The sequence below is a fragment of the Nonomuraea sp. B208 genome, from assembly GCF_057536035.1.
The window spans coordinates 748378-766097 of sequence record NZ_BAAJOU010000027.1; the positions used below are offsets into that span (position 1 = coordinate 748378).

Genomic DNA, 17720 nt, shown 5'->3' on the forward strand with positions numbered 1-17720 from the left:
GATGAGGAGCACGGCCATGCCCCCTGCCCGATCGATCCTGCTGCGCCTGCTGACGGCGGCCCTGACGGCCACCGCCCTGGCGCCCCCGGCCGCGGCGGCGGCCACGACCCACGCCGCCGCGGCCGGCACCACCTACTACGTCGACGCGACCGGCGGCGACGACACCGCCTCCGGGCTCGACGAGACGCACGCCTGGAAGTCGCTCGCCAAGGTCAACGCCACCACCTTCCAGCCCGGCGACCGCATCCTGCTGCGCGCCGGGCAGCGGTGGACCGGCCAGCAGCTCTGGCCCAAGGGCTCCGGCGCGAGCGGCGCCCCGATCACCGTCGACCGCTACGGCGAGGGCGCCAAGCCGCGCATCGACGCCGCGGGCCAGGTCGGCGACGCCGTACGGCTGTTCAACCAGGAGTTCTGGACCATCCGCAACCTGGAGGTCAGCAACGAGGTTCCGGCCACCGGCACGCCCGGCGAAAACCTGCGTGACCTGCGCGGCATCCACGTCTCCGGCGACAACGGCCAGACCCTCGACGGCTTCGTCATCGACGGCGTGGCCGTGCACGACGTCACCGGCCAGGTCAACTGGATCGGCGGCAGCGTGGCGAACAACGCGCCCGGCATCCGCTTCCAGACCGGCTGGGACGGCTCGAAGAAGACCGGCGGCATCGTCTTCGACACGACGGTGCCCGACATCGGCGCACCGCCGGACCGCGCGACCGTGCTCAACGACGTGCTGATCCAGAACTCCACGATCGCCGACACATCGTTCGCCGGCATCGTCTTCAAGCAGTACACCGGCGACGGCCGCAACGACGCCGGCGAGATCGTCGCCGAGCCCACCGGCTGGGGCACCCGGGAGAACCGGGACGACCCGAAGTTCACCCCGCACACGAACATCGTCATCAGGAACAACCACATCACCCAGGCCGGCACCGCGTACGGGTGCAACGGCATGTACCTGACCAACATCCGCGGCGCCCTCGTCGAGAGCAACGTCGTCTACCGCACCGGCACCTCCGGCATGGAGACGTACTACGCCGACGACGTGACGTTCCAGTTCAACGAGGTGTACGAGACCCAGCAGAAGGCCGGCGGCGCCGACTCCAACGGCATCGACCCGGACAAGGGCACCACCCGGCAGGTCGTCCAGTACAACTACCTGCACGGCAACGGCGACGGCGTGCTGCTGTGCCAGTTCGGCTTCGGCGACGCCGTGGTCAGGAACAACGTCATCGCGGGCAACACCCGCTACCAGATCTACCTGCACTCCGACCGGGCCGCCACCGCGAAGATCTACAACAACACCATCTACAACGACCGGTCGGGCTACCTCATCTACGGGTACGGCAGCTACCTGGAGGCCCGCTACGACATCACCGGCAACCTGCTCCACTCGACCAGGGCGGGCGCGGTGCTGACGACCAGCCCGACCATCTCCTACAGCCACAACCTCTACGGCGGCGCGGCGCTCACGGTGCCGCCCGGCGACCGGAACGCCGTGGTCACGGCCGACCCGCGCTTCGTCAAGGCCCCGCTCGACGGCCCCTACGGCACCCCGGAGACCGGTCCCGCCCTGGAGACCGCGTACGGCCTGCGCGTCGCCTCCGGCTCGTACGCGATCGACGCGAGCACGGAGATCGCCGGGAACGGCGGCCGTGACTACGCCGGGGCGACCCTCTACAACGGCGCCCCCGACATCGGCGCCTTCGAGTACACCACCCCCGACGGCGCCGCCGGCGAGGCCGTCACCGGCACCGTCCGCACCCCGGCGGGAGCCCCCGTCACGGGCGCGACCGTGACCGCCGCCGGGGCCACGTCCGTCACCGGCGCCGACGGCCGGTTCGCGATCGGGAACGTGCCCTTCGCCGACGGCGTCGAGGTCACCGCGACCAGGAACGGCTACGCCACCGCCACGGCCACGGTGAACGTCCGGCGGGGCAACGTGACCGTCGTCACCCTCACCATGGCCTCGACCAGCACGGTCGGCACGATCACCGGCCGCGTGCTGGACCAGGCCGCCGAGCCGCTGCCCGGCGCCGCCGTCACCGTACGCGACGGCGACCAGACGCTCGCCACCGCCACCAGCGGCCCCGACGGCGCCTTCACCGCTGCGAACGTGCCGATCGGCGAGGGCTACACGCTGCGCGCCACCGCCGACGGCTTCGTGACGAGGACCACGCCGGCCCCGAAGGTCGAGGCGGCCGCCACGGCCGCCGCCGGCTCGCTGCTCCTCGTCCGCCCCGCACCCACCTACGTGGCCGTCCATGACTTCGACCGGCTCCCCACCGGCCCGCTCACCAGCGGCGACGGCCTGACGGTCAGCGCCGCGGGGGGCAGCGCCGAGATCGTCGAGGTGGCGGGCGACCGGAGCGTCCGGCTCACCCGCACGACCAACAGCGGCGTCACCAGCCTCACCCGCGACGTCGCGCTCAAGGGCATCGTGACCGTCGAGACGAACGTCAGGAGCGAGCGTCCCTACTCCTCCGGCAACCACTGGTGGTCGGTCCCCTACATCAAGGACGCGCGCGGCCAGAACGCGGTCAGCCTCGCCTTCACCAAGGACACGATCGTCGCCTACGCCGGCGCGACCACGAAGACCGTGGGCGCGTACGAGCCGGGCCGCTGGTATCACGTCGCCGCCGTCATGGACACCGTCAACCAGCGCTTCGACCTGCTGATCGACGGCCGCAAGGTGCTCGAAGGGGCCGCCTTCAGAAACGCCGCGGACGCCGTCGCGAAGCTCGAGTACAGCGCCACCAGCACCAACTACGGCAGCATCGACCTCGACGACATCCGCGTCGCGCAGGGCGTCGGGCTGGCCCGCGACGACGCCGGCCTGCTCAGCTTGAGCACCGACCAGGGCACGCCCGCCGACGGGGTGCTGGAGGTGCCGGCCCGCGTGTCGAAGGTGACGGTGACCGCCGTGGCGCGCAGCCCGTTCGCCAGGTCGGTGGCCATCGACGGCGAGCGCGCGGACGGGGCCCGGGCCATCCGCGAGATCACGCTCGGCGACACGGGCGCCGAGGTCGCCGTCGTGGTCACCGCCGAGGACGGCACCGAGGGCTCCCACACCCTGCGGATCAGGCGCGGCCCGCTCGCCCAGGACACCACCCTGTCCGCCCTCGTCCCCGGCGCGGGCACGCTCGACCCCGCCTTCGATCCCGACGTCCGCGCGTACACGCTGACCGTCCCGCACGACCGGATCACGTTCACGCCCACCGCGCTCAACCCGAAGGCGGCCGTCACCGTCCAGGGCGGGCCCGTCGCGAGCGGCACCGCCTCACCGGCGATCCCGCTCCCGGTCGGCGACACCGAGGTCACCGTCAAGGTGGTCTCCGAGGACGGCACCGCGGACGCCACCTACCTCGTCAAGGTCACCCGCCCGGAGCCCGAGCCGCCCCAGGACGGCGCCGTCAAGCCCCCGGCCCGCGGCACGCTCTCGGCCACCGGCGCCGACCTGCGGCGCGGCGCCTACGACGTGACCATGAACCTCTGGTACGGCGTCAACGCCAGCGTCCTCGTCCTGTACGAGAACGGCAAGGAGATCGCCAGGCGTGACCTGACCCCGCGCACCCCCGCCGCCCAGCAGGCCACGGTCCCCGTCGGCGGCCGGGTGAACGGCACCTACGTCTACACCGGCGAGCTGATCAACCAGGCCGGCCGCACCGCCACCACCTCCGTCACGGTGAAGGTGACCGAGGCGAACCCGGGCACGCCGGTGCTCAGCAGCGACAACTGGGACCGCGACGGCGACTACACGATCCGGATGAACATGTGGTGGGGCACCAACGCCACCACGTACCGGCTCTACGAGGACGGCGTCCTGGTCGACACCCAGCGGCTCACCGCCGCGACCCCGGCCGCCCAGACCGCCGCGACCGTGCTCGAAGGCCGCCCGGCGGGCGAGCACACCTACGTCGCCGAGCTGGCGAACGCGGCCGGCGTGACCAGGAGCCGGCCGTTGACGGTGATGACAAAATGACCGCCATGACTGACGGGTCCGCAGCCCCCTTCTCCCCCCCGACTCTGCACGACGTCGCCAGAGAGGCGGGAGTGTCGGTCGCCACCGCCTCGCGCGCGCTCAACGGCAGCTCGCGCAACGTCAGGTCGGAGAACGTCTCCCGCGTCCGGGCGGCGGCGGCCAAGCTCAACTACGAGCCGCACCTGTCGGCGCAGGCCATCGCCAAGGGCTCGACCAGGACCGTCGCGCTGGTGGTGCGCGACGTGGCCGACCCCTACTTCTCCGCCATCGCCGCCGGGGTCGTCCAGGCGGCGGAGGCGGCCGGGCTGATCGTCACCATGGCGGTGGCCGACGGCTCGCCGGAGCGGGAGCTGGAGATTGTCAGGACGCTCCGGGGGCAGCGGCCCAGGGTGATCATCGTGACCGGCAGCCGCATCGAGGGCACCGGGCTGCGGGAGACGCTCGTCGAGGAACTGGCCGAATACCGCACGGCCGGCGGCCGGGTGGTGCTGATCAGCCAGCGGGACCTGCCGTTCGCCACGGTGACCGTGGACAACAGGGGCGGGGCCGCCGCGCTGGCCCGCGCGCTGCTCGGCGTGGGATACCGGCGGTTCGCGGTGTTCCACGCGGCGCCGGAGATCCGCACCTCGCGGGAGCGGCACGAGGGCTTCCTGGCGGAGCTGGCCGCGGCGGGGGCGCCGGAGCCGCTCGCCGTCGAGACCGGCTTCACCCGCACGGGCGGCTACGAAGCGGCCCGGCGGCTGGTGGAGCGGGGGTTCGAGGACGTCGAGGCGGTGTTCGCGGTCAACGACGTGATGGCGATCGGCGCGATGACGGCCCTCCGCGACGCCGGGGTGCTGCCCGGGAGGGACCTCGGGGTGGCGGGCTTCGACGACATCGACTCGGCCAGCGACGTCCGGCCGGCGCTCACCTCGGTGACGGTCCCGTTACGGGAGGCGGGGCTGAGCGCGATGCGCCTGGCCCTGTCCGACAACGGGTCCGGCGACGGGTCCGGGGAAGCTGACGTGCGGCTGCCCGCCGAGGTCGTCCTCCGGGAGAGCACACCTCCTCGCCGCCCCGGCTAGCGGCCGGACTGCTCGCCGTGCACCTGCCTGGCCAGCTCGACGTCCGCGATCGAGCGTTCGACGAGCGCTCGCATCGCGGTCTCGGCCGCCTTGGGCCGCTGCCTGCGTACGGCGAGCAGCACCTCGGCGTGCTTGTCGGCGGACTCGCCGGTGAGCGCCGTGTGCACGAACTGGTCGCGCAGCCGCAGCCCGGCCTCGATGGCGGTGGTCATCTGCGCCATCAGCTCGTTGTGCGCCGCCCGGAGCAGCGCGTGATGGAAGGCCAGGTCGGCCTCCACGTGCTCGCCGACCGGCCGGCCCACGGCCGCCCGCATCCCGGCCAGCGCGTCCTCCAGATCGGCCAGGTCGCGATCGGTGCGGCGCTGCGCCGCCATGCGCGCCACGGCCGGCTCGACGGTCAGCCGCACCTCGCCCAGCTCGTCGAGAAAGCGTTCGTCCACGCGGTCCGCGAAACGCCAGCGCAGCACGTCGGCGTCGAGCAGCGCCCACTGCTGCCGCGGCGCGACGAAGGTGCCCCGCCGGGGCCTGGCCCCCACCAGGCCCTTGGCGGCCAGCACCCGCAGCGCCTCGCGCACGGCGGTCCTGCTCACCGCGAAGCGGTCCTGCAGCGCCGGCACGTCGAGGTCGGCGTCAGGGCCGATGTCGCCGTTGACGATGGCCGCGCCCAGACTGCTGACCACCCGGTCGTGCGCGCCGGCTCTCCCGATCTCCGTCATGGCGGAATCATGCCATCTGCCCCTGGCGTGGTCGTCGCCCCGCTCTACCTCCTCGCCGGCATCGGCTGGTTCAGGTCCTCCACCGGCGTGTAGGGCTCGTGCAGCCCGAAGGCGGCCGGCCCGAAGACCTCCAGCGCCTCCGGGGTACGCATGATCGGCGGGGTCGAGATGGCGAAGACGGTCAGCCGCTGGCCGTAGCTGAGCGCCTCGGTGGTGACGGGCGTTCCGGTCTCGCTGTTCAGCGTGCAGATGAGGTCGGGCACGATGGCCAGGACGCGCCCGCCGCGGCGGGCCACGAGGTGCTCGTTCTGGAAGACGATCTCCAGGGTGTCCCCGTCGTCGGCCGCGTCGGCCAGCGTGACGCGGCCGCGGGCGAACCCGTCGACGGTTCTGCGGTCGACGTCGACCACCTTGCCGGCGAACAGCACCCGGCTGTGGGTGTAGATGGTGTCGGCGAGGGTGGCGCTGAGTGCGGCGAACGGGTCGGCGTGCTCCTGGCGGGCGCGCCGGAGCGTGGCCCCCAGGCGCCGGGCGAGGGTGAGGGTGCCGGGGATGGCGGTGCGCCGTACGGTCGCCGCGTCCATCGGATAGTCGCAGATGTAGGCGGCGCCGCCCATCTGGATGGTCAGCGCACGGGCCAGGTGCTCCATCCGCCGGTTGTCGACCGCCTCGACGATGCCGACGTCGCCGTGATCGGAGGCGATCGACATCGGGCTGCCCGGCACACCGTAGACGGCGAACGTCTCCATCTGCAGCTCAGGGAAGGCGCGGCCCATGCCGTCGGCATCGACGACGGGCAGATCGGCCTGGGCGGCCAGCAGCAACGGCATCATGCTGTTGAGCCCGCCGCACTCGATCGGCATGGTGGCGGCGGCGGAGCGGCCGAGATGTCGTTCGAGGGCACGCAGGGCGGCGAGGTTGCCGTCGCCGGACGGCAGCTTCTCCACGAAGACCGTGGGCGCCCCCATCATCGCCGACGGCAGCACCAGGGCGTCGTCAGGCAGCTCGTCGACGCCGATGACGTGGATGCGCCGGCCGGCGCGAAGCTGCCGTTCCACCAGCATGCGCCCGATGTAGGGGTCCCCGCCGCCTCCGGTGCCCAGCAGGGCCGCGCCTTCGGCCAGGTCACGTACGTCTTCGAGCGTCAGGTCGTCACCCATGGCCGGTCCTCCTCAGGGGTACGTGAGCGGCTGAGGTCGAGATCACCGATGGCCTTGACCCGGACGCGGACCGCGTTGCCCGGCAGGTACGCCACGTGCACCTCGTCGATGTCCACGACCTGGACGCTGCCGGGGGCGGCGCCCGCGGCGACGGCCCGGTCGATCGCCTCGGCGCGAGCCTGGTCGAGCACGTCCTCCCGGCTGAGCGCGGCGGTGATCGCGAACAGCCGGTCCACCTCGCCGCCGATCTGCCCGATGGCGGCGCCGATGGCGTTGGCCACGGCGTGATGCTCGGGCCGGTGCACCGAGGGGATGCCCGGCAGGTCCGGCGGCATGAGGACGCTGCCGCCGCCGACGACCACGACCGGCAGCGGAGCGGACGACACGCGCATGCGTTCGACCAGGTCGGCCACGCGGGTGGCCATCCAGTCGATGCCCTGCCGGACCAGGTCGCGGTCCAGGTGGTCCACCAGCGCGCGATCGCCGATGTCGGCCAGGCCGGCCGCGACCGCCAGGTCCGTCGCGGTCAGGACGCCTCCCCCGAAGACCTTCGCCTGCTCGGTCAGCCGGTAACCGACCGAGTCCGGGCCGACCTCCAGCGCGGGGCCGGTGACGACCCGGCTCCCGCCGCCGAGGCCGATGGACAGCACGTCCGGCATGCGGAAGTTCGTCCGCACCCCGCCGATGTCGACCTCGCCGGTGGCCGCCCGCGGATAGCCGTTGGTCAGCACTCCCACGTCGGTGGTGGTGCCGCCGATGTCCACGACCGCGCAGTCGCTCAGCCCGGACAGATAGGCCGCGCCGCGCATGCTGTTGGTGGGGCCGGAGGCGAACGTGCGCACCGGATAGCGGCGCGTGTACTCGGCGTCCATGAGCGTGCCGTCGTTCTGCGACAGGAACAGCGGCGCCGTCACCCCGACGGCCTCGAGCGCGCCGGCGAACGCGTCCACGATCTGGTCGGCCAGCCGGCGGAGGCAGGCGTTGACGATGGTGGCGTTCTCCCGCTCCAGGAGACCGACCCGGCCGATCTGGTGCGACAGGCTGATGTGCAGGTGCGGCAGCTCGGCCAGCAGGATGGCGGCGGCCTGTTCCTCCAGGTCGGTGGCCACCGGTGAGAACACCGAGGAGACGGCCACCGTGTCGATGCCGCGCGCGTGCAGCTCGGCGGCGGCGCGTTTGAGTTCGTCGGGTCTGAGCGGGGAGATGAGCCTGCCGTCGAACTCGTGGCCGCCGTGACACAGGTGCACGGACGGGCTGATCGCGGACAGCAGGCGGTGCGGCCAGTCCACCATGGGAGGCAGGGCCGCGGTGGCGGGCAGGGCGAGCCGGACGACGCCGGTCGGCGCGAGGTGCCGGCCCGTGACCAGGGCGTTGGTGAAATGCGTGGTGCCGATCATGACCGCGGAGACCTGGTCCCTGCCGATGCGGCCGGCGGCCAGCAACTCACGCAGAGCGGTGACGATCCCCGTGGTGACGTCCGGGGTCGTCACCGTCTTGATCTCGGCCCGGACGGTGGTCTGGTCCATGATGACGGCATCGGTGTGGGTGCCTCCCACGTCGATCCCTATGCGCACCCGTACTCCTTCGTTCAGGACTGCGTCCACAGGCGGGCCTTGCCCGCCGCCACGTACACGAGCGCGGCGATGACCAGCGCGTTGAGCGCGGGGATGCCCCACGCCAGGTAGTGCCCCGCGAAGGCGGCGATCACCCAGGCGACGAGTCCGGCGGGCACCCAGTTCGGCGCCTCGTCGGGCAGGCCGCCGCTGCGCCGCGACGACGTCAACTCCTCCCGCCACCGCCGCACCACGTAGTATTCGGCGATCATGATCCCGGCGATCGGCGGGACGGCGACACCGAGCAGCACCAGGAAGTCCACGAGGTGGTCGGCGATGCCGAGGGCGGCCAGCGCCGTGCCGATCACCCCGAGGCCGACGGTGACGGCCGCCCGCCCGAGCCGCACGCCGAAGATGCTGTGCAGGGCGTTGGTGACCCCCAAGGAAGCCGCGTACAGGTTCCAGTCGTTGGTCTTCAGGGTGGCGGTGAGCAGCACGACGGTGCCGACGACGCCGGAGGTGGTGGTGATGATCGCCACCACGTCACCGGTGCGCAGCGCGTGCGCGAGCAGGACGCCGATGAGGGCCAGCAGGTACTCGCCGAGCGTGATCCCGATGACGGTCTGCTTGACCACGTCGGCCGCGCTGCGGTTGAAGCGGCACATGTCCGGGCTGATGACCGCGCCCACGATGAAGCCACCCGCGACCAGCGTGGCGCCCTGCGCCAGGCTCAACGGCGTGCCGGGCGGCGCGGACGCCACCAGGTCGGCCACGTCGTGCTTGCCGAGCTCGACGACGACGGCCCAGCCGGCCAGCGCCAGGAAGGCCGGCACGGTGATCCAGGCCGTCCAGGCCATCCCGGCGAACCCGACCACCACGATCGCCGTGATCACCAGCCCTCCGACGATGGCCCACGCCCAGACGGGCGGCCCGCCGAGCAACGCGGCGAGCCCCTGAGCGAGGACCGCCGACTGCACGCCGAACCAGCCCAGCAGGCAGACCGCGACCACGATCCCGACCAGCCCCGACCCGTGCCGCCCGAACCCGGCCCACCGGGCCAGCACCGTGGTGGACATGCCTTCCCGCATGCCGGCGATGCCGACCGCGACGGCCACCAACTCCAGGATCACCGCGCCGAGGGTGATGGCCACGACGGCGTTCCAGAACGTCATGCCCATGCCCAGCGTGGCCCCGAGGAGGAACTGGCTCAGCGCCGACAGCAACCCGAAGCGCTGAATCGCGACCGTGGGCCATGCGTAGCGGGCGGAGGGCGGAACTCGTTCCAAGGCGTAGTCGTCGCGTGCGGGAGTGTCGCCGGGTAAGGCCGGCACCGAGGTGGAACGCATGAAGCCCCTTCTGGCCGAAGCGGTCTTTTCATGCGAACGCTACGTCGGCGTAAGTGATCACGGGAAGAGGCGGGACGCCCCTATTCCAGCGGTACGGCGCATCCCAGAGTGCGACCTGACTTTCGACGGGGACGACGGTTGACGATCGGCAGATGATCTCCCAGCTCGCTCTCGGCAGGCTCGCTCCCATGAACACGTTCTTCCCCGGACGGTGGATCAGCGGTGCGACGCTCGTGCTGGGGCCGTTGATCATGTGCGCCGGATACCTGCTGCGTCACCTGGGCACAATCACCGCCCTCACCCCTCAGCAGCACGCGTGGGCGGAGGCACAGCCCTTCGCCGCCTACGGCCAACTCCTCGCGTACACCTCAGCGCCCGCCCTGCTCACCCTCGCCTATGCGGTCTTCGCGCTGGGGGCGGTGCTGCTCTTCCCCGCTTTCGTCGCCCTGGCTCAGCGGATCGGCGGCGGCCTCGCCTGGTGGGGCGCCACGCTGCTGGCCGCCGGGCTCTTCTCCCGCCTGTACTTCGCCGGCGCCGACCAGACCGCCTTCCAGCTCACCGAGGTGATCGGGTTGGACCAGGCGACGAACGCGATCATGAAGGAGTACGTCGACATCTCCTACGGGCCGTGGCGGGTGCCGGTCTGGGCCTCGGTCGGCCAGTACGCGGGCTCGCTCCTCCTGGCCGTCGCCGCCTGGCGATCGGGCGTCTTCGGCACCGCCCGCGCCGCGATGCTGCTGCTGGCCGGGGGCACCTGGGTGGGCGTGCTGAAGGGCGCCTCCATCCCTGACGTCCTGGTCACCGGCCTGCTCTGCGTGGCCCTGGTCCCGCTGGGCGCGCAGGTGCTGCGTAACCGGCTGCCTGCCCCAGCCAGCCGTCCGAAGATGCTCAGCTGGTAACCGCTGCGCTGATCGTGATGGCTTCAGGATGCGCGGGCCGGCGCTACGCGCAGGTCTTCTTCTCCGGGGCGCAGAACTTGACCTCCGGGTAGCTCGCCGACGGCTGGTCGAGCAAGGGCTGCGGCTTCTTGCGCAGGTGCTGGTCGAAGAAGGCCGCGACGTACCTGCGGGTGATGGCCATGGCGCGGGCGCCGGGGATGTCGGCGCCGTCCTCGATGCCGAACTGGTCGACCAGCACACCGAGGTCGGTGAAGGACGTGTGCGCGGCCCCGTCCACCAGCAGCCAGCGCTTCCAGCCGTGCAGCCCCGCCCAGACGCTCTCCCAGTTGGCGGCGGTCCCGGGCTTCCCAGGCGTGTACGTGGCGGGCTTGCCCAGCAGAAGGAACGGCCGCGACAGCCCGCCCTCGGGAAGCGGGGCCTCGACCGTGCCGTCCACGTCGATGCCGGCACGCAACCGGCGGTCGGCGGCCATGGCCGACAGCGTGCTCGCGCCGCCGGCGGACTGACCGGACATGCCGATCCTGGAGGTGTCGATCAGCCGCGCGTACTTCCACTTCGGGCGCGTGCCGGTCAGCTCGTCCAGCACGAAGGAGACGTCAGCGGCCCGGCCCTTCTCCAGCTTCACCCATTCGGCCGGGCCCTTCTTCATCTCGCACGTGACGCAGGTCGTGACCCGCCCGTCGGGGAAGGTCTGGGCGACGTTCTCGTAGGTGTGGTCGATGGCGGCCACCACGTATCCCCGGCTTGCCAGGTCCTCGGCCAGGGCCGTGAGCTCGGACCTGGGCTTGCTGTGCCCGGGAGAGAGCACGACGAGGGGCAGGCTGTGCGGGCGTCCCGCGGGGCGGGCGTCGGTGAAGGCGTGGGTGCGCACCTTGCTCAGGATGTCGGCCGGGACGCTGGTGATGTCCCCGTCCTTGAGCAGCAGCTCGGACTCCTTGGGCGTCATGTACCGGGCGCGGTGGCGGCCCGGCGCCTCGGCCGGATACCACAGCGAGACCATGAGCTCGCGAGCCTTCACGCTGGGGACCCAGGGGTCGGGGCGCGAGGCGTCCTTGAGGTGCAGGGATGTGGTGCCGACCGGCCGCGCGCCGGTGGGCGCGGGCAGATACGGCTCAGCGGAGGCGGAGGCGGACGCGGAAGCGGCGGCGACGGGCGCGAGGCCGGACACGGCCATCACGGCGACGAGCCCGGCGACGGCGGCCCGCCGGCCTCGCCGCCAGGTTGTCAGCAGTGCAAAGGGCTTCGTCCGCGTTCGGTCGTCGATCATCTGACTCATGCCGAGCGACTATACCTTGAGAGTATACGCCCGGTGTATAAAGTCATGGCAGGAAGGAGACTCGCCCGGCAGCGGGTTCGGCGGCCGACGGCGGCAGGGGCGCGGAGCCGGTGGCCACCGGACCCGCGACCGGCCGCACGACGCGGCGGGCGCGTCGTCCGGTCCGCCGGCGTCGTTCGCCGCTCATCAGGGCAGGCGGGCGTGTTCGGCCCGGGCGGCGGCGATCCGCTCACGCGCGAGCGTACGGGCCCGCTCGGTGTCGTCGCCGGTGAGCCGGGCGAGGATCGTCGCGAGCGGCCTGATCTGGCCCCAGCCGCCCCAGTGACCCTCGGGGATCTCGGTGGGGAACACCCAGATCCGGCTGGCGTCACGCGGCCAGGCGCCGTTCTCCGCGTCGAGGATCGCCTCGGTGACCTCGGCGATGACGCTCGCACGCTTCTGCTCGTCGAGCTGGCCCTCGGGGACGGACGGGACGACCTTGTAGCGAGGTGCGTCCGCGGGTTCGCCGCCGACGTAGACGCCGGCCGGTCGGTGCAGCCAGAGCCAGGAGACGGAACGGCTCACCGGGTCGGCGGGGTCGAATCCCTCGTTGCGGACGAGGATCTCGGTGATGCGCTTCAGCAGGGCCGCCTCGGCGTCGGGCTGGAGCGCGCCGTCGGGAATGTACACGTCGAGCATGGGCATGGTCGATCTCCTCCATGAGTTTAATTCTTCAACTCAGGCCCCGGAGTCTAGGACGGCTAAGTACAACTTGTAAACCCAGGTGGGTACACTCATCCCATGGAGACGCGGCGAATCGACCCGGTGAACTGCTCGGTGGCGCGCGCCCTCTCGGTGGTGGGGGAGCGCTGGTCGCTGCTGATCGTCCGTGAAGCGCTGGACGGCGCGCGCCGGTTCGGAGAGTTCCACTCCCGCCTCGGGATCGCCAGAAATCTCCTGGCCACTCGGCTCGAGACCTTGGTGACCGCGGGAGTGATGCGCCGCGTGCCCTATCAGGAGCCCGGGGATCGGCAGCGCTTCGCCTACGAGCTCACCGAGCAGGGCCGGGCGTTGCGGCCCACGCTCGTGGCGCTCCTGGAATGGGGCGACACGTATCTCGCCGACCCGCAGGGCCCGTCGGTCATCGTCCGGCACCGGCCCGTCGACGATGCGAGCTCCTGCGACGAGCCGGTCAAGGTCGTCCTGGAGTGCGCTGCGGGGCACAGCCACCTCGCCCCGGACGACATCTGCCGCACACCCGGGCCGGGCGCGCGCTTCGTGGAAAGCTCCTGAGAAGCAGTGGGACCAGGTGACCGGAGTCGCTTCCGGACCGTACGCCTGCACAGACATCCGACGGACGGTTCGGCCGGCCCGGCGGCGGTGGTCAGACCGGCGTCTCGCGGAAGCGGAAACGCACGATGCGGGTGGAGCGCTTCATGCCCGGCAGCAGGTTCATGACCCGGTACAAGCGCCGGACACCGGCCGGGGCCTTGGCCATCAGGAGCGGCGCGTCGTTCATCGGCGCCTCGTTGACGTACTCCAGCCGCGGATGCCACGCGGCCAGCGCCGCCGGTACGTCGAAGCCGCAGTGGAACCGGGCGTCGTACATGCGCAGCGTGGGATCCCACCTCGAGGTGCGCCACGCCCAGACCGCCACCGTGTCGAACTGGATCTGACCCGAGGGAAAGGCATCGACGACGCTCGTCAGCAACCGCCGGACGTCCTCCTCGGTCAGGTACGGCACCAGCCCCTCGGCGATCATCAGCGCCGGCCGGCCGCGAGGGACGCGCTCCAGCCAGGTCAGGTCGGTGACGTCGGCCGCGATCAGCGTGTGGTGGTGGTCGCGCGGCGGAAGGAGCCGCCGGCGCAGGTCGATGACGGTGGGGTAGTCCAGGTCGTACCAGTCGACGGTGGGGGGCGGGTCGATGCGGTAGGGGCGGGCGTCAAGGCCGCAGCCCAGGTGCAGGACCACCGCGTCGGGGTGCTCGGCGAGGAAGCCGCGGGCCCAGTCGTCATGGGCCCGGGCGCGGACCACGGCGACCAGGCCCAGCTGGCTGGTGCCGAATCTGCGCTGGTCGTAGGCGGGGTCGAGGAGGCGCATCACCCGCTCGGCGTAGGTGTCGCCGAGGATCGGGTCCGGGAGCCGGTTGTCCAGCGCTTTGGCCTTGAGGACGGGAGTGAGGGTCTTCTGCACCCCGAGGAGTCCGGTGTCCGTCACGACAACGACGCTACTCCTATTTCACGAAATTCGTGAACTATCCGAAATGCTCTAGACTCTGGCGTCATGACGGCGGAGGACGGAACTGTGGTGACGCGAGCCGGCGAGGACGCCATCGCGGACTTCCGGGAACGGTTCGCGCAGATCCTGGTCGAGTCCGGCATGCCGCGGATGGCGGCACGCGTGTACGCCGCGCTGCTGGTCACCGACTCCGGCAAGCTGACCGCCGCCGAGCTGGCCGAGCGGCTGGGCGTCGGCGCGCCGGCCATCTCGGGGGCGGTCAAGTACCTGGTGCAGGTACGGCTGGTCGAACGCGGCCGCGCACCCGGCAGCCGGCACGACTTCTGCCGCATCCACGAGCACACCTGGAGCCACTACATCAGCCGATCCGTGCCGGTGCTGGTCCACGTACAGACCGGCGCGGAGGAAGGCGTCACGCTCCTGGGCCACGACTCCCCCGCCGGGCGGCGGCTTGAGGAGACTGGGCGGTTCTTCGCGTTCATGCGCGAGGAGATCGAGCGATCGATGGCCAAATGGCGTCGCCTCCAGGCGGCCGACCCCGAGGACGACTGAACCGCCGCGCCCAAGCCGCCGCCGGCAGTTGAGCGTTGACCTCTTTCGCTTGTAGCAGGCAGCGCCCCGACCCGGCGCTCGCATCGGCGCGGTGGACAGCCCGGACCTCTCAGCAGTAGCTCAGCGCGATCGAGCCTCGATCAGGTCATGGATCTGCTGGGTCACGGGATCGTGCGGGTGAGCCGCGTGGGACATGTGCAGCCAGCCGTCGGCGTCGATCCTGAAGACATCGTCGCGGATGGACGGATCGGCACCGCGCTCCAGAAGCAGGCGGATCACCTCGACATTCCCGGGCGGGGTCGCCCAGTGCAGGGCGGTCCGCCCGAGGTAGGGCGCGACGTCGGGATCGACGCCGCGGTCGAGGAACCAGCGCACGACCTCGATCCGGCCGTGCTGGCAGGCGTGCACGAACGCCTCCCCCACGATCTCGTCCGGATCGTCGGTCGGCGGCAACCGGGTGAGGAAACCGCCTCCGGCGGCGTCGGCGAGATCGGGGCGCGCCGATGCCGCGCCCGGCCGGAGCCCGCCGTCCGCGTCGAAACAGGACTGCACGAGATCCAGCCGCCCGCAGGCGGCGTACGTCCACAGCGCCCGCGGGACGATCCCATGCCCGGCGAGCAAGTCGACGAGCTCCGTGCCGCCAGAGAGAACGGCGTTCTCCAGCGGGGTGCTGCCCCAGATGCGGGCGCCGGGATCGGCTCCGGCTTCAAGCAGCAGGCGTACGTACTCGACCCGATCGGCGCGGACAGCCTGGATGAGCGGGGCGTCCAGGCCGGTGGCCTTGCCCAGCAGAACCTCCACGGCGGCACGCGGCACGCCGAGCTCCTTCTTGAGTCGGGCACCGGGGATCGTCTCGGGACCCGCCAGCATCTCCAGCAAGGTGTCGGCCTGCTCGGCGGTCAGACCGGCCAGCCGATCGGTGTCGCCGGCCAGCAGGGCTTCGGCCTCGCGGTGCAGCCGCCGCCGCTCCTCCTGGCGTTCGTCGAGGTCACGCCGGGATTTCTCGGTGAACGCCACAAGTTCCCGCCACGTCGGGAAGCCGGACTCCCGCGCGATGATCAGCCGCGCGTCCCGGAGCCCGACGGTGGCGGCGGAGGTCGCGATGGCGTGCCGGGGCACGTAGGCCCGCAACCGTCGCAGCGCGCCGGGATCGTCGCGGCGCAGCTCGGCGAGGAGACGGTCGGCCATCGAGACGTAGGCGCCCGGCCTGATCCCCATGAGGCGGGAGACCGGCCGCTCCTCGGTCGTGCTGCGTCCTTCGACGTGAGCGCGGAACTCGGCCCAGGCCCGGAATCCGTGTTCCTGGGCGAGCACGAACTGGGCGTCGCTGAGCAGGAACCGCTCGCCGGCCCGGCCACCCAGCACCTCGGCGACCCGGGCTGCGGCTGCCGCGTCGCCCGCCGCGTATGCGCGATGCAGGTGCTTGGCCTGCTTGCGGTAGTACTCCAGGTTCGGATGAGCCGGCAGTTCGAAATGGCGGGCGGACATCGCAACCTCCTTCGTCGCCGAGGTCCGCTCGCCCGGCCGGAAAGAGGCTGTTCTTGTCCGGTGCGTCGATGTGCTGCTCGAGGTGGGAAAATCCCTGCCCGCGGACCGGCAGCGCCCTCGCACGCTCCCTCCAGCCTAATGATCGGCGCTTTTCCTGGTCCAGGGAGTCGAGGCGGGCTGTACGCCCGCAACACGCGAACTCTCAGTCCGATGCGAGGGCGACGTCGAGAATGGACCGGCTGCAATTCGGGGTCGGAGCGTTGGAGCAGAAGGAGTTGACGGAGAAGTCGCTGAAGTTCGCGCTGGGCTCGATGGGAATGACGCGCCCCACGGGGTTGGGAGTCACGCTGACCTTGAGCTGGCTGCCCGGGGACATCCACCACAGGATCGAACTCCGCACCCAGACGTAGGCCGTTTGCGCTGCGGTGACGCCTACGCGGACCTCGAAATCACCCCGGTATCCGTTGCATGCGTCCGGCCGTGACCAGGATCCCAGATGGAAGTCCTGGACCTCGCCCGGCCGCAGCGAAGTCTGGACGGGAACCTCGGCGCATTGGCCCTGGACGGTCACCTGGGGCACTTCGTAGGTGCAGGCTTTCACGATCCGCGCCATCGCCTCTACCCGCGCTCGTCACGTCGGCCCTCGTCGAGCACCCCCACCCGTACCGGATCTTCGACATCGCGCTCGACGGCCAGCCCGGCGGCCGGGGAACGCGCGGTCTCCGAGCGGCACAACGTGGGCGACGCCCGCCGGTGTCCGGCCGATCCTGGTCCGCACCGGCGACGGGCGGGCCGACGCTCCCGCCTGCCCCGTCGTCGATGATCTGGTAGCCGCAGCGGTCGAGGTGGTCGGTGACTGCCGGCCAAGGAACCCGCCGCAGAGATCATGATCGAGCTCCTTGCCCACGTCCGGCGCCGAACCTCTGCGAGCACCCGGGCGCTGCCCGAAATGCGCCTCGACCTCCTTGTGCAGAGCCATTCGGCCGCCGTCCGTCCTACCAGCGGCCGGGGCAGGGCCCGCGGATGTCCGGGCCCTGCCCTGCCTCTCAGTCTTCGCCGTTGTAGGCGCGCAGCTCTCGGCGCGCCTGGTGACGGCTACGGCGACGTTCTTCGCGTCGGATGTGAAACCACTCCCGTCCGCCACTGAGGCTGCCGCAATCGAACAGGTAGTGGTCAGTGGCGCCCCAGTAGCAGCCGCTTCGTCCGTGGCGGTTCATGAACGCGCTGTCGACGGTGATCTCGTCCGGCAGCGTGCACGGCCCGAACCGGTGATCGTGCACGGGTCGGCAGTTCACCATCGGCGCTTCAGCCATTCCCACCCACCAGGGCCGGGTCTTGTCGGTCTTGCTCATACGGTCACCTTTCGGCTCCGTGACGCCCCGGGCTGGGGCTGTCACAAGACCGGATGCACCGTGATCACCTCCAACTTCGCGCACGATGAATCGTGACCAGAGCCTATCGCGCCGGAC

The 17720-nt window shown here is 71.5% G+C and carries 15 protein-coding genes; 5 read left to right on the forward strand and 10 right to left on the reverse strand.

Annotated features, from left to right (window positions below):
- The first annotated feature begins 16 nt into the window (after positions 1-16).
- Together AC27IY_RS35145 and AC27IY_RS35150 are read left to right on the forward strand one after the other, a co-directional pair.
- Positions 17-3979: a carboxypeptidase regulatory-like domain-containing protein gene (locus tag AC27IY_RS35145; protein ID WP_487180614.1), complete on the forward strand. Its 3963-nt coding sequence runs from the start codon at positions 17-19 to the stop codon at positions 3977-3979.
- 5 nt (positions 3980-3984) lie between these two features.
- Entirely contained in the window at positions 3985-5043 is a 1059-nt protein-coding gene (locus tag AC27IY_RS35150; protein ID WP_487180615.1) for a LacI family DNA-binding transcriptional regulator, read from the forward strand.
- Here the strand turns inward: AC27IY_RS35150 and AC27IY_RS35155 are convergent.
- From AC27IY_RS35155 to AC27IY_RS35170, 4 genes are read right to left on the reverse strand one after another with little or no spacing between them, the layout of a single operon-like run.
- Positions 5040-5759: a FadR/GntR family transcriptional regulator gene (locus tag AC27IY_RS35155; protein WP_487180616.1), complete on the reverse strand. Its 720-nt coding sequence runs from the start codon at positions 5757-5759 to the stop codon at positions 5040-5042. The two genes, AC27IY_RS35150 and AC27IY_RS35155, sit on opposite strands and share 4 nt — an antisense overlap.
- A 44-nt stretch (positions 5760-5803) precedes the next feature.
- The gene (locus AC27IY_RS35160) at positions 5804-6919 is read right to left on the reverse strand and encodes an S-methyl thiohydantoin desulfurase family protein (protein WP_487180617.1); all 1116 of its coding nucleotides are present in this window, start codon (positions 6917-6919) and stop codon (positions 5804-5806) included.
- Positions 6904-8493: a hydantoinase/oxoprolinase N-terminal domain-containing protein gene (locus AC27IY_RS35165; RefSeq protein WP_487180618.1), complete on the reverse strand. Its 1590-nt coding sequence runs from the start codon at positions 8491-8493 to the stop codon at positions 6904-6906. The genes AC27IY_RS35160 and AC27IY_RS35165 overlap by 16 nt, the downstream gene beginning before the upstream one ends.
- A gap of 14 nt (positions 8494-8507) precedes the next feature.
- Positions 8508-9818, reverse strand: coding sequence for a purine-cytosine permease family protein (locus AC27IY_RS35170; RefSeq protein WP_487180619.1), 1311 nt, complete (start codon positions 9816-9818; stop codon positions 8508-8510).
- Positions 9819-9970: 152 nt separating this feature from the next.
- On the opposite strand from AC27IY_RS35170, the gene AC27IY_RS35175 reads away from it, so the two are divergent.
- Positions 9971-10717, forward strand: coding sequence for a hypothetical protein (locus AC27IY_RS35175; RefSeq protein ID WP_487180620.1), 747 nt, complete (start codon positions 9971-9973; stop codon positions 10715-10717).
- A 43-nt stretch (positions 10718-10760) separates the two neighbouring features.
- On the opposite strand, the gene AC27IY_RS35180 is transcribed toward AC27IY_RS35175, so the two are convergent.
- Together AC27IY_RS35180 and AC27IY_RS35185 are read right to left on the reverse strand one after the other, a co-directional pair.
- Positions 10761-11993 carry an alpha/beta hydrolase family protein gene (locus AC27IY_RS35180; RefSeq protein WP_487180621.1) on the reverse strand — a complete coding sequence of 411 codons (1233 nt, stop codon included), beginning with the start codon at positions 11991-11993 and terminating at the stop codon, positions 10761-10763.
- Between the two features lie 186 nt (positions 11994-12179).
- Positions 12180-12677 (reverse strand): tautomerase family protein, encoded by a 498-nt coding sequence (locus AC27IY_RS35185; protein ID WP_487180622.1) that lies wholly within the window; start codon positions 12675-12677, stop codon positions 12180-12182.
- A 96-nt stretch (positions 12678-12773) separates the two neighbouring features.
- On the opposite strand from AC27IY_RS35185, the gene AC27IY_RS35190 reads away from it, so the two are divergent.
- On the forward strand, positions 12774-13265 hold the full coding sequence (locus AC27IY_RS35190) for a winged helix-turn-helix transcriptional regulator (RefSeq protein ID WP_487180623.1): 492 nt from the start codon (positions 12774-12776) through the stop codon (positions 13263-13265).
- A gap of 91 nt (positions 13266-13356) precedes the next feature.
- On the opposite strand, the gene AC27IY_RS35195 is transcribed toward AC27IY_RS35190, so the two are convergent.
- Positions 13357-14190, reverse strand: a complete 834-nt coding sequence (locus AC27IY_RS35195) for a class I SAM-dependent methyltransferase (RefSeq protein ID WP_487180624.1) — start codon at positions 14188-14190, stop codon at positions 13357-13359.
- Between the two features lie 66 nt (positions 14191-14256).
- Between AC27IY_RS35195 and AC27IY_RS35200 the strand changes: the two genes are divergently transcribed.
- Positions 14257-14763: a GbsR/MarR family transcriptional regulator gene (locus AC27IY_RS35200; RefSeq protein WP_487180625.1), complete on the forward strand. Its 507-nt coding sequence runs from the start codon at positions 14257-14259 to the stop codon at positions 14761-14763.
- Between the two features lie 120 nt (positions 14764-14883).
- Here AC27IY_RS35200 and AC27IY_RS35205 read toward each other — a convergent pair whose 3' ends face one another.
- The 3 genes from AC27IY_RS35205 to AC27IY_RS35215 all read right to left on the reverse strand — a co-directional run bounded on the left by AC27IY_RS35205 (position 14884) and on the right by AC27IY_RS35215 (position 17603).
- Entirely contained in the window at positions 14884-16251 is a 1368-nt protein-coding gene (locus AC27IY_RS35205) for an ankyrin repeat domain-containing protein (protein ID WP_487180626.1), read from the reverse strand.
- A gap of 202 nt (positions 16252-16453) precedes the next feature.
- A complete protein-coding gene (locus tag AC27IY_RS35210) occupies positions 16454-16864 on the reverse strand; it encodes a hypothetical protein (protein WP_487180627.1) in 411 nt (136 codons plus the stop codon).
- Positions 16865-17297: 433 nt separating this feature from the next.
- On the reverse strand, positions 17298-17603 hold the full coding sequence (locus AC27IY_RS35215) for a hypothetical protein (protein WP_423449626.1): 306 nt from the start codon (positions 17601-17603) through the stop codon (positions 17298-17300).
- Between the last annotated feature and the right edge of the window lie 117 nt (positions 17604-17720).